This window comes from Flavobacterium sp. 21.1 (assembly GCF_057801535.1).
In genome coordinates this window covers 416578-432859 of sequence record NZ_JBYNXA010000005.1, presented here as the reverse complement: position 1 = coordinate 432859, position 16282 = coordinate 416578, and the positions used below count along the sequence as shown (strand labels likewise).

General features: G+C 38.3%; 14 protein-coding genes. 13 read left to right on the top strand and 1 reads right to left on the bottom strand.

Features of this window, described 5'->3' with window-relative positions:
- Nucleotides 1-41: 41 nt before the first annotated feature.
- Both prfB and AC3E9U_RS13975 read left to right on the top strand, forming a co-directional pair.
- A protein-coding gene (gene prfB / locus AC3E9U_RS13980; RefSeq protein ID WP_488747538.1) for a peptide chain release factor 2 occupies nt 42-1137 on the top strand; the annotation gives its coding sequence in 2 pieces (ribosomal slippage) (nt 42-104 and nt 106-1137; 1095 coding nt in all).
- A gap of 148 nt (nt 1138-1285) precedes the next feature.
- Nucleotides 1286-2530, top strand: a complete 1245-nt coding sequence (locus AC3E9U_RS13975) for a porin family protein (RefSeq protein ID WP_488747537.1) — start codon at nt 1286-1288, stop codon at nt 2528-2530.
- 61 nt (nt 2531-2591) lie between these two features.
- Here the strand turns inward: AC3E9U_RS13975 and glyA are convergent, their stop codons facing one another.
- Nucleotides 2592-3866, bottom strand: a complete 1275-nt coding sequence (gene glyA / locus AC3E9U_RS13970) for a serine hydroxymethyltransferase (RefSeq protein WP_488747536.1) — start codon at nt 3864-3866, stop codon at nt 2592-2594.
- A gap of 111 nt (nt 3867-3977) precedes the next feature.
- On the opposite strand from glyA, the gene fahA reads away from it, so the two are divergent.
- From fahA to AC3E9U_RS13915, 11 genes are all read left to right on the top strand, one after another.
- Nucleotides 3978-5261, top strand: a complete 1284-nt coding sequence (fahA, locus tag AC3E9U_RS13965; protein ID WP_488747535.1) for a fumarylacetoacetase — start codon at nt 3978-3980, stop codon at nt 5259-5261.
- Nucleotides 5262-5456: 195 nt separating this feature from the next.
- Nucleotides 5457-6641, top strand: coding sequence for a hypothetical protein (locus AC3E9U_RS13960; RefSeq protein WP_488747534.1), 1185 nt, complete (start codon nt 5457-5459; stop codon nt 6639-6641).
- Nucleotides 6642-6766: 125 nt separating this feature from the next.
- Nucleotides 6767-7618 (top strand): TolB family protein, encoded by an 852-nt coding sequence (locus AC3E9U_RS13955; protein WP_488747533.1) that lies wholly within the window; start codon nt 6767-6769, stop codon nt 7616-7618.
- A gap of 3 nt (nt 7619-7621) precedes the next feature.
- Entirely contained in the window at nt 7622-9088 is a 1467-nt protein-coding gene (locus tag AC3E9U_RS13950; protein WP_488747532.1) for an N-acetylmuramoyl-L-alanine amidase, read from the top strand.
- Nucleotides 9089-9545: 457 nt separating this feature from the next.
- Nucleotides 9546-10163, top strand: coding sequence for a GNAT family N-acetyltransferase (locus tag AC3E9U_RS13945; RefSeq protein WP_488747531.1), 618 nt, complete (start codon nt 9546-9548; stop codon nt 10161-10163).
- Between the two features lie 4 nt (nt 10164-10167).
- Nucleotides 10168-11358 carry an argininosuccinate synthase gene (gene argG / locus AC3E9U_RS13940; protein ID WP_488747530.1) on the top strand — a complete coding sequence of 397 codons (1191 nt, stop codon included), beginning with the start codon at nt 10168-10170 and terminating at the stop codon, nt 11356-11358.
- Nucleotides 11351-12328: an N-acetyl-gamma-glutamyl-phosphate reductase gene (argC, locus tag AC3E9U_RS13935; RefSeq protein ID WP_488747529.1), complete on the top strand. Its 978-nt coding sequence runs from the start codon at nt 11351-11353 to the stop codon at nt 12326-12328. Before argG ends, argC begins: the two co-directional genes overlap by 8 nt.
- An 11-nt stretch (nt 12329-12339) precedes the next feature.
- The gene (locus tag AC3E9U_RS13930) at nt 12340-13476 is read left to right on the top strand and encodes an aspartate aminotransferase family protein (protein WP_488747528.1); all 1137 of its coding nucleotides are present in this window, start codon (nt 12340-12342) and stop codon (nt 13474-13476) included.
- Nucleotides 13473-14426 (top strand): N-acetylornithine carbamoyltransferase, encoded by a 954-nt coding sequence (locus AC3E9U_RS13925; RefSeq protein WP_488747527.1) that lies wholly within the window; start codon nt 13473-13475, stop codon nt 14424-14426. The genes AC3E9U_RS13930 and AC3E9U_RS13925 overlap by 4 nt, the downstream gene beginning before the upstream one ends.
- On the top strand, nt 14416-15201 hold the full coding sequence (argB, locus tag AC3E9U_RS13920) for an acetylglutamate kinase (RefSeq protein WP_488747526.1): 786 nt from the start codon (nt 14416-14418) through the stop codon (nt 15199-15201). The genes AC3E9U_RS13925 and argB overlap by 11 nt, the downstream gene beginning before the upstream one ends.
- Before the next feature lie 4 nt (nt 15202-15205).
- Complete coding sequence (locus AC3E9U_RS13915; RefSeq protein WP_488747525.1) at nt 15206-16279, top strand: M20 family metallo-hydrolase; 1074 nt, start codon at nt 15206-15208, stop codon at nt 16277-16279.
- The last annotated feature ends 3 nt before the right edge of the window (nt 16280-16282 follow it).

Here is a 16282-nt window from a genome sequence, read left to right as displayed (position 1 = left end):
AAAAGGAATGTCTATTTTTGCGGTATAAAACTACAATTTTTATGGTAAATACCGAACAGATTAAGGATATTATTGAGCGCCTTGGTGCGTTAAGGAGGTATCTTTGACGTCGATAAGAAACTTATTGAGATAGCCAACGAGGAAGAAAAAACCTTTGCTCCCGATTTTTGGAACAACGCCAAAGAAGCCGAAGTCATTGTCAGAAACCTGAGATCCAAGAAAAAATGGGTTGAAGATTATGAAAAAGCCAACGACTTAGCTGAAGAACTTCAGTTAATATATGAATTCTTCAAAGAAGGCGATGCTACCGAAGAAGATCTTGATCAACAATACCATACTACACTTTTACATATTGAAAATATCGAATTCAAGAACATGCTTTCCGATGAAGGTGATAACTTGAGTGCGGTACTTCAGATTACAGCCGGAGCCGGGGGAACAGAAAGTTGCGACTGGGCTTCAATGTTAATGCGTATGTATCTGATGTGGGGCGAAAAACAAGGATATAAAATCAAGGAACTGAACTTTCAGGAAGGCGATGTGGCCGGAATCAAAACCGTTACATTGGAAATTGAAGGTGATTATTCCTTCGGATACCTGAAAGGCGAAAATGGAGTACACCGTCTGGTTCGTATTTCTCCTTTTGACAGTAATGGTAAGCGTCACACATCGTTTGCTTCAGTCTATGTATATCCTTTGGTGGATGATACGATTGAAATTGAGATCAATCCTGCCGATATTGAAATTACAACCGCGCGTTCCAGTGGTGCCGGTGGTCAGAATGTCAATAAAGTAGAAACGAAAGTTCAGTTGGTTCACAAACCGACCGGAATTCAGATCCAATGTTCGGAAACTCGTTCGCAGCATGATAACCGTCAGCGTGCCATGCAGATGTTACGTTCCCAATTGTATGAAATCGAATTGAAAAAACGATTAGCACAACGAGCCGATATCGAAGCCGGAAAAATGAAAATCGAATGGGGTTCTCAAATCCGAAATTATGTGATGCATCCGTACAAACTGATTAAAGATGTTCGCACGAGCTATGAAACCAGTGATGTAGACGGCGTTATGAACGGTGACCTCGACGAATTCTTAAAAGCCTACCTGATGATGATGGGGCAGAAAGAAGAATAATCTAACAAAATTGATCAAAAATAATTACTAAAATTATATAGTTTTGCACCAACTTTGAAAAGGGAATCTTATAAAACATAAGCTTCCCTTTCTCTTATATCAAGGTTTTTAAAATCACTTAAATTTTAATAGTAACTATTTTTAAAAAATGAAAAAAGCCCATTACCTGTTTATTATTCTTTTCATTTCAAATCTGATTAATGCGCAAATAGAATTCGAACCCGGATACTACATTAACAATGAGAATCAAACAATAAAAGGTCTTATAAAAAATGTAGATTGGAGAAATAACCCGAATTCTTTTGATTTTAAAGTAAGTCCGGAATCAGAAGTTGAGAATATTTCCATTGACTATGCTACCGAATTTGGAATCGATTTAAAAACAAAATACGTACGAGCAGATATTGATATTGAAAAATCAAGTATTAATGTTAATAAAGTAGGACACACAAAAGAACCTCAATTTAACAATGAGAGATTGTTTTTAAAAGAGTTGGTTAATGGGTCGGCAAGACTATTTGTTTATGAAAGCAACGGAATAGAAAAATTCTTTTATTCTGTCACCAATGCTCCTATCAAACAATTGATATACATCAAGTATTTCCCTTCTGCTGAGGATATTAAGAATAACAGGGATTACGATAACAATACGATATTAACAAACGACTACTTCAAAAGACAGCTTTGGTATGATGTTAAATGCAGTGATAACGACAAGAACAAAATTAGCGGACTTGAGTTCAAAAGATCCTATTTAGTAAACTATTTCAGTGACTTCAACAAATGTAAAGGAGACACCAAAGTTGTTACAAATGAATCAGGTAAAACTGCATATAGTATAAAAGCTTCGGTAATCTATAATATCAGCTCTATAAAAGTTGAAGATTTTTCGCCTAGTTTCTCTCCTGAATTTTCCGGGTCAAATTTCGGATTTGGATTGGAAGCAGAATTGTTTTTGCCTTTTAACAACAAGAAGTGGAGCGTCCTTTTTGAGCCGTCTTATAACCATTTTAAAGGAGATAAATATGAACTACCCGCTTATGGGGTGAGCAAACCGATGGTAGCCAGCATGGATCTTGAGTATTTCCAGCTTCCGTTCGGTATTCGTCATTATTTCTTTTTAAATAACAGCAATAAGATATTTTTAAATGCAGTGGGAAATGTAAGATATGTAGCGGACGGCAGTAGTATCAAATATGAGAGTTCAACAGCAGGTTATCCTTTTACAACAACCAGTTTTTCTGTGGCACTTGGAGCAGGTTACAATTACAAGAAGTTCTCTGGTGAATTCAGATACTTTTTTGAATCAAACGTTACCGGCATACCGGCTGTTCCGGTAAATTTCAACAATATGTCATTCATTTTGCGTTACGAGTTATTCGGACGAAAATAATACACATAAAAAAAATCCCTCAGCTGAGGGATTTTTTATTTTATATAAATAAGGTATCTGATTAGAATACAAACATAGCGCGCTCGCTCATCATTTCGTATACTTCATCACCAATTTGCTCTAATATTTCTTCGTTGGTATGATTCATGATAACTCTGTCAATCATATCAACAATGGTTTCCATATCTGATTCAACTAAACCACGAGTAGTAATTGCAGGAGTTCCAACACGGATTCCTGAAGTTACAAACGGTGATTTATCATCAAAAGGAACCATGTTTTTGTTCACAGTAATATCCGCTTTCACCAAAGCATTTTCAGCTTCTTTACCTGAAATGTTTTTGTTTCTCAAGTCGATCAACATCATGTGGTTGTCTGTCCCGCCTGAAATAATGTTGTATCCTCTTTTTACGAAAGCTTCAGCCATCGCTTTTGCATTTTTCTGAACCTGCATTGCATAACGGAAGAACTCGTCAGTCAATGCTTCACCAAAAGCAACCGCTTTAGCAGCAATAATATGCTCCAATGGTCCGCCTTGATTTCCAGGGAAAACCGACATATCCAATACATGCGACATCATTCTGATTTCACCTTTTGGAGTAGTCAAACCCCAAGGGTTTTCGAAATCTTTACCCATCATGATCATTCCGCCTCTTGGTCCGCGTAATGTTTTATGGGTTGTAGTTGTGATAATATGACAATGAGGAACAGGATCGTTCATTAACCCCTTTGCGATTAAACCTGCCGGGTGTGCAATATCTGCCATTAAAATAGCGCCAACAGAATCCGCGATCTCACGGAAACGTTTGAAATCCATATCACGCGAATAAGCCGAAGCCCCAGCAATGATTAATTTTGGTTGTTCCTTAGTTGCAATTTCCTGGATAATATCGTAGTTCAAACGACCGGTCTCCTTCTCTACTCCGTAAAAAGCCGTTTTGTATAGTTTACCTGAAAAATTTACAGGAGAACCATGCGTCAAATGACCACCGTGAGATAAGTCAAAACCTAAAATTGTATCACCCGGTTTTAAACAAGCTGCAAGAACAGCTGAATTTGCCTGTGATCCCGAGTGTGGCTGTACGTTAACATATTCTGCACCAAATAAAGCTTTTGCTCTGTCGATTGCGATTTGTTCGATAACATCTACTACTTCACACCCTCCGTAATATCTTTTTCCCGGGTAGCCTTCTGCATATTTATTGGTTAACACCGAACCTGCTGCTTCCATTACCTGGTCGCTCACAAAGTTCTCAGATGCAATAAGTTCCAGTCCGTGGATTTGTCTGTCTTGTTCTTCAAGAATTAAGTCGAAAATTTGTTCGTCGCGTTGCATTTTCAAATATTTTGTTAAATGGAGTTCAAAAATACAAAAAGTGTTTGTTAAAATCACAATAGAAAGTATATTTGATGTATTGAAATATAAACCGACAAAAAAGACAATATCATGCCAATCACAGCAAATGATCCTACTAGAAAATCATGGTTAGAAGTACCCGAAAACTGCGATTTCCCGATTCAGAATATTCCATTCGGAGTTTTCATTACTAAAGAAGATGTAGTTACCATCGGAACTCGAATTGGTGATTCTGCCATTGACATGGGAGCGTTACAGCAATTGGGTTACTTTGAAGGTATTGAACTTACTGACGACATGTTCATGCAGGACACCTTAAACGATTTTATTTCGGATGGTAAAAAAACCTGGAGATTGGTTCGTAACCGTCTTGCTGATATTTTTGACGCCAACAATCCTACTTTAAGAGACAACAAATCACACCGTGACGTGGTTGTTTTCAATATTGATGATGTCGAGATGCAGTTACCGGTTCACATTGGTGATTATACGGATTTCTATTCAAGTAAAGAACACGCTACCAATGTCGGGAAAATGTTCCGCGATCCGGAAAATGCTTTATTACCTAACTGGTTACATATTCCTGTAGGTTATCATGGGAGAAGTTCTACGATTGTTCCTTCCGGAATTCCGGTTCACCGACCAATGGGACAAACTTTACCAAACGGTGAAACACAGCCTGTATTTGGTCCTTCGCGTTTGGTGGATTTCGAATTGGAAACTGCTTTTATTACTACTGACGCAAATATTATGGGAGAAAATATTCCTGTAACCGAAGCGGAAGATTATATTTTTGGAATGGTGTTATTGAACGATTGGAGCGCAAGAGATATTCAGAAATGGGAATATGTGCCGCTTGGACCGTTCTTAGCAAAAAACTTCGCATCATCGATCTCTCCATGGATTGTAACACTGGATGCGTTAGAGCCTTTCAGAACTGCTTCACCAAAACAGGAGCCAAAACCGCTTCCCTATTTACAACAAACAGGTGATCATGCTTTTGATATCAACCTTGAAGTAGCCATTGCGCCGGAAGACAGTGAAGAAACCATAGTTTGTAAATCGAATTTCAAATATATGTATTGGACGATGAACCAGCAATTGGCACATCATACGATCAATGGTTGCCGAATCAACTCGGGTGACATGATGGGTTCGGGAACTATTTCAGGAACTGCTGATGACAGTTTCGGTTCTATGCTTGAACTTACTTGGGGTGGTCAAAATCCGCTTAAAATGAAAGACGGTTCCGAACGTAAATTCATTAATGATGGTGACACCGTAACCATGCGAGGATTCTGCCAGAACAATGATGTACGTATTGGATTTGGGGAAGTGTCCAGCAAATTACTGCCTCCTATTCCAACAAAATAATAAACATCACAAAACTCCGAAATTCAGCCTTCGGAGTTTTTTTTGACCATTTTATCAAATCCGGGCAATCCCATTCCGATGAGTATCGACAGAAATGGCATCCTTTTTGCCTCGTTCTGTTAAAACAAGACAAAAAGATAGCGGACAGAGGCATTAGGTCACAAAAAATTATATTTTTGTCAAAATTCTATATTTATGAATAAAATTTCTACCCTTCTTATTTTATTGCTTTTTGCCTTTTCATGCGGCGTTAAAAGCACGCAGAGTATGTTGAGCGATGGTGATTATGATGGTGCGATCAACCGTGCCTTCGAATCTTTGCGAACCAATAAAAATTCAAAAGGAAAACAGGAATATGTTTACCTGATGGAAGAAGCTTTTGCCAAAGCCAAACAACGTGACTTAGCTGATATTGAAATGCTTGCGAAGGATGCAAATCCCGCAAATCTGGAAAAAATCCACAACCTGTATCAGCAGTTGAATAACCGTCAGGAAAAAATCCGACCGTTATTGCCTTTATACTTAATCGATGCGCACAGAAATGCGGTGTTCGATTTTAACAACTATTCCGATCAGATCGTCAGCAGTAAAAATGCTTTGTCAAAATACCTTTATGACAATTCAAAATCGTTATTGGATTCAAATGATAAAATGAGCTGTCGCAAAGCCTACGATGATTTGGTTTACCTGGAAAAAATCAATCCGGGTTACAAAGACGTTAAAAAATTAACCGATGAAGCGCAGTTTAAAGGAACTGATTTTGTGAATGTTTTCACTAAAAATGAAACCAGCATGGTGATTCCGACACATCTGCAAAGCGATCTATTGGATTTCAGCACTTTTGGTTTAAACGACAAGTGGACGGTTTATCACAGCAACCGTCAGAAAGGAATTCATTATGATTATGCATTGATTGTAAATTTCCGTCAGATCAATATTTCTCCGGAACAGATTAAAGAGAAAGAATTCATTAAAGAAAAACAAGTCAAAGACGGTGTAAAAACACTTTTGGACAGCCACGGAAATGTGGTCAAAGACAGTTTAGGGCATCCTATCAAAGTGGATAACTTTAAGACCATTCACGCTAACATTTATGAATTCAAGCAGTTTAAAGCATGTCAGGTAACTGCTAAGGTTGATTATATCGATTTCAAAACCAACCAGTTAATAGAAACATTCCCGTTAGCAAGTGAGTTCACCTTCGAGCATATCTATGCGAATTACAACGGCGATAAACGTGCCTGTGACGAGAGTTATCTGCCTTATTTCGATTTGCGGGCCGTACCGTTCCCAAGCAATGAACAAATGGTATATGACTCGGGAGAAGATTTAAAAGCAAAACTTAAAAACATCATTACCCGTAATAAATTCAGAAGATAATCAATACTCATATTCAAAAAACACCTTCTCTGCGAAGGTGTTTTTTTTGTTTAGATTTAAAAATGTAGGTTTTTTCTTTGTTTTTATAAAAACAAATCCTATTTTAGTATTCTAAACTTTTATATATGAAAACACATTTAGTATTCGCAGCCACAATGATCTTCAGCTTTACGATACAGGCGCAAAAACTGGACAAACCAAAACAATTTCCTGTAAAAGGAATATTCAGCAATCCTGTAGTTTCACCAGACGGAAAATTTGCACTTCTCACAAAAGAGCACAATGAAGGAGTCTATCTTCTGGATCTGGAACAGAATAAGATTAAACAGATTTCAGATAAAACAGGAAGCGGTTATGCCTACGTATGGAATCCAAACTCCGCAACATTTTATTTCCGGGAAAAGAACAAAGCAGATTACCATTCGCATGCGACGGTTAATTCCTATAGTATTAAAACCAAAAAGTTTACGAAACAAACGGCTGTAAACCCTAATTGGCTCCCTTCGTTCAAAGGATTTGAGAGAACCGGCATAGTAGTTTACACCAATCTTTCGACATTAAAAATTGAAGCAAAGGATTTGAAAACCCAAAAAAGTTGGGTTATTACTAATGATGAAGGTCAGTTTTACAATGCTATCATTTCACATGACGAAAAAAAAATAGCGGTTCATAAAGGAGCTGACATCTATATTTATAATTTGGATGGAAAAAGCAACGGAACAAAAATTGGAACCGGAATCGCTACGTCCTGGTCGAAAAATAACAAATATCTGATCGGATTTTTGGACGAAAACAAAGACGGACACACGGTGAGTAATTCAGATTTGTATCTGTTCGATGTCGAAACCCATAAATCAAAAAAACTCACTGACACAAACGATACTTTCGAAATGTTTCCCTGTTTTTACGGGGACAATAAAGTGATGTTTTCGGATGATAAAACCGGTAAAATTTTCATTTCTGAACTAAAACTGTAAGTCATGAAAAAATTCCTGAAAGTACTTTTTGTCGTTTTGATCTCCTTAACGGCAAAAGCCCAGATAATAGTTATTGATCCCGGACACGGTTATGGCACTACCACAACTGATAATCCGGACGGAAGAACCGCTACTGAAATTGAAACAGCATTGGAAGTGGGTTTAAGAACAAGAAATCTAATCCAGAATTCATGCAGCAATTGGACGGTACAAATGACACGAAACACCAATTTAAACGGTTGGATCTCTGTTAACCAACGCGCTCAGATGGCAAATAATTGGAACGCCGACCGATTATTAAGCATCCACTGTAACGCCGGGGGAGGAACCGGCACAGAAACTTTCTATTGCACAGACAGTGACACCGATACAGCACCTGACATTGCTTTTGCACAAAAAATCCAAACCGATATGGCAACAAATGGCGCATGGAATAACAGACGATGCGTGGAAGATAATAGTTTTCTGGCGTATCATCTTGGTGTCTTGAAATATTCTTCTGCGACCGGTTGTCTGAATGAAATCGGTTTTGTGGATTCCGCTGATGCCTCTAAATTGACAAGTTCAACTTGGAGAGATACATTTGCACTTTCTTATTTCAACTCATTGAAATCTAATCTTAACGTAACTTGCAACTCTGTACCTCTTCCGGGCGCATTTTCGTTAACCGCAACTTCAGAATGTAGCGGCACAACAAGCCAAATCAAACTTACTTGGACCGCTTCTTCAAATGCCTCCAATTATGACATCTACAGAAATGGCTCACTTTATGCCAGCAACATCACCGGAACACAATTTTTGAATACTTATATCACCATAGGGACAACCTACACCTATTCCATCAAAGCAAAAAATGCGACCGGAACAACTTCAAATTCAAATGGAACACTTTCTGCAACGGCCATAAACTGCCCTCCCGGAGCTTTTACTTTAACCGCAACGCCAACCTGCAGCGGAACTACAAGTGCTATAAATCTAACATGGACAACCTCCGCTAATGCAACAAGCTACGACATTTACAGAAACGGAAATTTATATGCGTCCGACGTAACGGGAACGAGTTTTTTAAATACTTATTTAATCACATCCGGAACAACGTACTCTTATTTTATAAAAGCTAAAAACAGCATCAGCTCAACAAATAATGCAAATGGAACACTATCCGTGACGGCTATTAATTGTTCTGCAAAAAATAATGAAGCTGAAATAAGTGAGGCTCAAACAGAAATAGTTTTGTATCCGAATCCTACAAACGGAATCTTCAATCTGACAATAAATAATGTCAAAGCCAAACGGATTGAATACTTCCTTTTTGACAATAATGGTAAGATGATCAACAATGCTCAAATGATGACTTCAGAAGAAAATCTGAACAAGCAGATTGACATCAGTCGATTACCAAACGGAATCTATTTTGCAAGAATCTTAGTTGACAATCGGGAATATAACAGGAAAATAATCAAGCAGTAAAACAGCATCAACACTACTAAAATCCGGAGTCTCGACTTCGGATTTTTCATTATCAACAACATATAAATCAATACTTTAGAAATATTTTTTTTATTTTTTTACATTTTTTTTAGCATTTGTATTTTCAATTTATATACATTTGCCCCAATGAAAACAACAAAGTTACATACTAACTTTTCTACACGGAAAACCCTGACCCTTACTTCGCGGTCAGAGCGGTCGACATTCTAGTACCCGAGTTTTTCATCTTGTTATTCATTTCTCATTTTTCCCATTTTGGAACAATTTGCATTTTTATTAGGACAATCAGGTCTTAACGTATTTACTTCTATTCATCCGTTTGTAATTAATACAATCCGGCCATAGGCCTATCATATTCCTAATTGGAACAAGTGTGTCTTGTTCCCACTCTCCCCATATTTTTTTCCTGTTTAATTAATTTCATCATTAATAAAAAATGAATGTAACCATTGCAGTTGCTCAAAAAGAGCACTACGAGTTTGCACAATTAATTTGTGATACCATTGAAATTTCCGCACTTCAGAGAGGCACCGGAATCGCTAAACGAACACCGGAATATATCGTAACGAAAATCGATATGAACGATGCCGTTATTGCACTTGCCGATGGGAAATTCGCCGGATTCTGCTACATAGAAAGTTGGGAGCACGGTAAGTTCGTGGCTCATTCCGGACTAATCGTCCATCCGGAGTATCGCCATTTGGGATTGGCTAAAAAAATCAAGTCGTTTGTTTTCGAATATTCGAAAACAAAATATCCCGAAGCTAAAATATTTGGAATCACAACCGGTTTGGCCGTTATGAAAATCAATTCGGAATTAGGATACAGACCCGTACCATTTTCTGAACTGACGGATGATCCGAGTTTTTGGGCAGGTTGCAAAACCTGTACGAACTTCGATATTTTACAACGAAAGGAAAACAAAATGTGTCTTTGTACCGGGATGTTATACGATCCGAACAAGAAGAACAATCAACAAGAACAATGCACTTTTAATCAAAAAGTACTTGCACGTTTAAAGAACATCAAACAAGTACTTTTTTTAAAAAAATAATATCATGCACAAAATAGTTTTAGCCTATAGTGGCGGTTTAGATACATCATATTGCTTAAAATATTTGATCCAAAAAGGATTTGAAGTCCATACGGTTTTAGTAAATACAGGCGGTTTTTCGGAAGAAGAATTATCTGCCATCGAGAAAAGAGCCTACGAATTGGGAAGCACACAACACAGCAATCTTGACATCATTGAAAAATATTATGAAAAAGCGATCAAATATCTGATTTTCGGAAATGTCCTGAAAAACAACACTTATCCGCTTTCCGTAAGTGCTGAAAGAGTTTTTCAGGCTTTGGAAGTCATCAAATATGCAAAATCAAAGGGGGCCACTGCCATCGCACACGGAAGTACCGGAGCCGGAAATGATCAGATAAGATTTGATTTGATTTTCAAAACCATAGCACCAGAAATCGAAATCATTACACCTATCAGGGATCTGAAATTATCCAGACAGGAAGAAGTTGCTTTTTTACAGCAAAATGGAGTTAACTATTCGTGGGAAAAAGCGCAATACTCAATAAACAAAGGGATTTGGGGAACGAGCGTGGGTGGAAAAGAAACACTGACTTCCCATCTGCCGTTACCTGAAGAAGCTTATCCTTCCCAATTACAAAAAGAAACTCCCGAAAAAGTAATTCTGGAATTCGAAAAAGGAGAAATCATCAGTATCAATGGTGAGAAAAGTTCACCGGCGCAAAATATCATTAAACTGGAAAACCTGGCGAATGCTTTTGCTATCGGTAGGGATATTCACGTGGGTGATACCATTATCGGAATAAAAGGACGTGTTGGCTTTGAGGCCGCTGCTCCAATGATCATCATCAAAGCGCACCATCTTTTGGAAAAACACGTATTGTCGAAATGGCAACAATACTGGAAGGAACAGTTGGGTAATTGGTACGGAATGTTGTTTCACGAAGGTCAGTTTTTAGACCCGGTGATGAGAAATATTGAAACTTTTCTGACGGATACACAAACAACGGTAAACGGAAAAGTGACCCTTACTTTAAAACCATATCATTTTTCTTTGGACGGAATTGAATCGGAGAACGATTTAATGAACACACAATTCGGACAGTACGGAGAAATGAATAATGCTTGGACGGCTGATGACGCAAAAGGATTTATCAAAATTCTGGGCAACGCGCAAATGATTTATTCACAAGTAAATGAATTGAGTTATGATTAACATCGGAATTATAGGAGGTTCGGGCTACACGGCCGGCGAATTGCTCAGACTATTGCACAATCATCCAAAAGCCAATATAGATTTTGTGTACAGCACAACCAGTGCCGGGAAACCGGTTTATTCAATGCATGAAGATTTGATTGGAGAAACATCTTTACTGTTTTCCAGCGCAATCAATCCGAAAGTAGATGTTGTTTTTCTTTGTTTGGGTCACGGAAAATCGAAAGCTTTTTTAGTTGAAAACAAATTCGAACATTACACCAAAATCATCGATCTGGGGAATGATTTCAGACTGAAAAACGACGCTATCTACAGTCATTCAAAATTTTTATATGGTCTGCCGGAAATGAATAAACAACAAATCAGAAGTGCTCAATTCGTTTCCAATCCAGGGTGTTTTGCAACGGCTATTCAGTTGGCCTTGCTTCCGTTGGCAGAAAATAATCTGCTCGAAAACAGCATTCATATTAATGCAACTACCGGAAGTACGGGTGCAGGCGTTCAGCCATCGGAAACCACACATCACAGTTGGAGAAACAACAATATGTCTCATTACAAAGCCTTTGAACACCAGCATTTGGGCGAGATTATTCAGAGTTTAAGCCAAACTCAAAACGGTTTCGAGCAGGAGGTTTTGTTTATTCCGAATCGTGGCGATTTTACAAGAGGAATCTTTGCTACGCTTTACACGAAAGTGAACAAATCCTTGGAAGAAATCGTGAAACACTACGAAAGTTACTTCAAAAATGATCCTTTTGTGATTGTGACTACGGAAGCGATTCATTTAAAACAAGTGGTGCAAACCAACAAATGTGTTGTCAGTCTGATGAAAAAAGGCGATTATCTGTTAATTACTTCCATCATTGACAATTTGGTGAAAGGCGCCTCAGGACAGGCGATTCAAAACATGAACCTGATGTTCGGTCTGGAAGAAAAAACAGGTTTACAATTAAAATCAGGCAATTTCTAAAATTTAAAGTTATGAGTTTATTCGACGTTTATCCAATTTATAATATTACTCCAACGAAAGCTTATGGAGCTAAAGTCTGGGACGAAAACAATAAGCAATACCTGGACTTTTATGGCGGTCATGGAGTCATTTCCATAGGGCACTCGCATCCGAAATATGTGAAAGCAATCACTGAACAGGTGAACAAAATCGGTTTCTATTCGAATTCGATTATAAATCCGATGCAGGAACAATTGGCAAAGAAATTAACCGAATTTTCAGGTTACACTGATTATTCGCTGTTTTTGTGCAATTCCGGCGCGGAAGCCAATGAAAATGCCTTAAAACTGGCTTCATTTCACAACAAAAAATCGAAAGTTATTGCTTTTAAAAAGTCCTTTCACGGCAGAACTTCAGCGGCGGTTGCGGTAACGGACAATCCTTCAATCGTAGCTCCCTTAAACGGAAACCACGAAGTTGTTTTTCTTCCGCTAAACGAAATCAAATCGGTAGAAAATGAAATCGCAAAAAATGATGTCTGTGCCGTAATTATCGAAGGAATCCAAGGCGTCGGCGGACTAGACGAAGGTACGACTGAATTCTTTAAAGCTTTGGAGAAAATCTGCAATGACAATAATGTGATTCTGATATTAGACGAAATTCAAAGCGGTAGCGGCAGATCGGGGAAATTCTTCGCGCATCAGCATCATAACATTCAACCCGACATTATCACAATGGCAAAAGGAATGGGTAACGGTTTTCCGATTGGTGGAATTTTAATTAGTCCGAAGTTTAAAGCTTCACACGGATTGTTGGGTACAACTTTCGGCGGAAATCACTTGTCTTCAGCGGCCGCACTTTCGGTTTTGGAGACTATCGAAAATGAAAAGCTTATGGCAAATGTGAGCGAATTATACGTCTATTTCAAAGAACAGATGCAACAATTTCCTCAGATCAAAAAGATAAAAGGAAAAGGATTGATGCTCGGACTGGAATTTGATTTTGATGTCAACGAACTCCGTAAAAAGCTGATCTACGAAGAATTCATCTTCACCGGAAATGCTTCTCAGAAAAACCTGTTGAGGATTCTTCCGCCACTTTCCATTACGAAAGAAGACATTGATTTTTTTACAAAAGGATTAAAAAACGCTTTGAACGATTTATCATGAAACATTTCACATCAGTAAACGACATAAAGGATTTAAACGAGCTTTTGCTATTGGCAAAACAAATTAAATCAGCGCCTTACGGTAACAAAACATTGGGCGAAAATAAAACTATTGGGTTGTTGTTCTTCAATCCGAGTTTAAGAACGAGATTGAGCACCCAAAAAGCAGCGACCAATCTGGGCATGAATACCATTGTCATGAATCTAAATAATGACGGATGGAACTTGGAATTTGAAGATGGTGCCATTATGAATGGAAACAAAGCCGAACACGCGAAAGAAGCTGCACAGGTAATTTCGCAATATTGTGATATCATTGCTATCAGAAGTTTTCCGACGCTAAGCAACAAAGAAAAAGACGAAGAAGAACACGTAATCAATTCGTTCAAAAAATATGCTTCGGTGCCTGTTATCAGTCTTGAAGGCTCTGCGGAACATCCGCTTCAGGCGTTGGCTGATATTTTGACGATTTCAGAATTCAAAACCAAGAAAAAGCCGAAAGTGGTTTTAACCTGGGCGCCTCATCCGAAAGCATTACCACATGCTGTTCCTAATTCCTTCACGAAAATGATGCAGCTGGCCAATGTTGATTTTGTAATTACGCATCCGGAAGGTTATGAACTGAATCCCAAAGTAACAGGAAAAAGTAAGATCATTCACAATCAGAACGAAGCGTTCAAAGATGCTGATTTTATCTACGCCAAAAACTGGAGCAATTACCACGATTACGGACAAATCATCTCACAAGATCTTTCGTGGACGGTGACTTCGGAGAAAATGAAACTGACTAACAATGCTAAATTCATGCACTGCCTTCCCGTGAGAAGAAATCAGATTGTTACCGATGAAGTGATCGACAGTGAAAATTCGATTGTGATTCAACAGGCTAACAACAGAACGTTTGCAGCGCAGGCAATTCTAACCAAAATACTGGAAAATCATGACAGCTAAACAACAACTAACTGTAGTGAAAATCGGGGGAAATGTAATTGATGATGCTACTGCCCTGACACAAGTGTTGAACGCTTTTTCAAAAATAAAAGGCGCTAAAATACTGGTCCACGGCGGCGGAAATGAAGCCAGCAAAATAGCCGAAAAATTAGGCTTGAATCCGCACATGGTTAATGGAAGAAGAATTACTGACGCTGCGATGCTGGATGTTGTGGTGATGACTTACGCCGGTTTGCTCAACAAAAAAATCGTAGCACAATTAAATACTTACGGAACTACAGCGATCGGTTTTTCAGGCGCTGATGGTAATCTGATCCTTTCTGAAAAAAGAAAAAAAGGCATTATTGATTATGGTTTTGCCGGCGATATTATATCGATAAATCATACGCTGTTAAAAACCTTGCTGGAAAACAATATCAGTCCTGTTTTTTGTGCCGTTACCCATGACGGAAACGGACAGCTACTCAACACCAACGCCGATACCATCGCGAGTGCATTGGCGACTGCTTTAGTGCAATGCTACGAAGTGGAATTATGTTACTGTTTTGAGAAAAAAGGGGTGCTGTCAGATTCTGAAAATGATGATTCCGTAATTAAAATTTTAAACGAGGAAAAATATGCAGACTTAATGAAAATCAGTGCTATTCACTCCGGAATGATTCCAAAATTAGACAACTGTTTCTCTGCCTTGAAAAAGGGCGTAAAGACTGTGACAATCGGACATCATTCGCAAATTGGAAATAAAAATTTAACCCATACAACCGTCACTTTATAAACCAATGAAAACTATTGAAAAACTGACACAGGAAGCTATCATTCTTTTGAAAAACTTAATCGAAACGCCTTCTTTTTCGGGTGAGGAAGATAAAACGGCGCAATTAATTGAAGTATGGTTCGCTGAAAATAACATTCCTTTTCACAGAAAGAACAATAACATCTGGGCATTTAACCTTCACTTTGATGAGACTAAGCCGACATTATTGCTGAATTCACACCATGATACCGTGAAACCTAATCAGGGCTATACTTTGAATCCGTTTAAAGCAATTGAAAAAGACGAAAAATTATTTGGTTTGGGCAGTAATGATGCGGGCGGTTGTCTGGTTTCTTTGTTGGCTGCTTTCATACACTTTTATGCGATGGAAAATTTGTCGCACAATATCGTGATGGTAGCTTCCGCAGAGGAAGAAAGCAGCGGTCCGATCGGACTGAACAGTGTTCTGAAACATTTTCCGGAACTGGATTGTGCCATAGTGGGAGAACCAACCGGGATGCAACTGGCAATAGCTGAAAAAGGCTTGTTGGTTTTAGATGTAACTGTCAAAGGAACTGCAAGTCACGCGGCACATCAAAATTCTGACAACCCGATTTATAAAGCACTTCATATAATCAATTGGTTTAATACTTTTTCGTTTGAAAAAAAATCTGAAGTCTTAGGTCCGGTGAAGATGACCGTTACTCAAATTGATGCCGGAAAACAGCACAATGTCGTTCCGGCTGAATGTCATTTGGTCGTTGATATTCGCGTGAATGATTGCTATTCAAACGAAGAAATCCTGAAAGTGGTAACCGAAAATGTAGATGCGAATATTAAACCGCGTTCTATCCATTTACGTTCATCATCAATCGATAAAAACCATAAACTGGTTCAAAGCGGAATTAACTTAGGCAGAACAACTTATGGTTCTCCCACCCTTTCCGACCAATCGGTTTTAAGCTGTCAGTCATTAAAACTTGGACCCGGAAATTCCCTGCGTTCCCATTCCGCTGACGAATTCATTTATATCAACGAAATTGGAGAAGCCATCGAATTGTACATCAAAATTCTATCCGGTTTTCTTCTTAACAATTAAAAA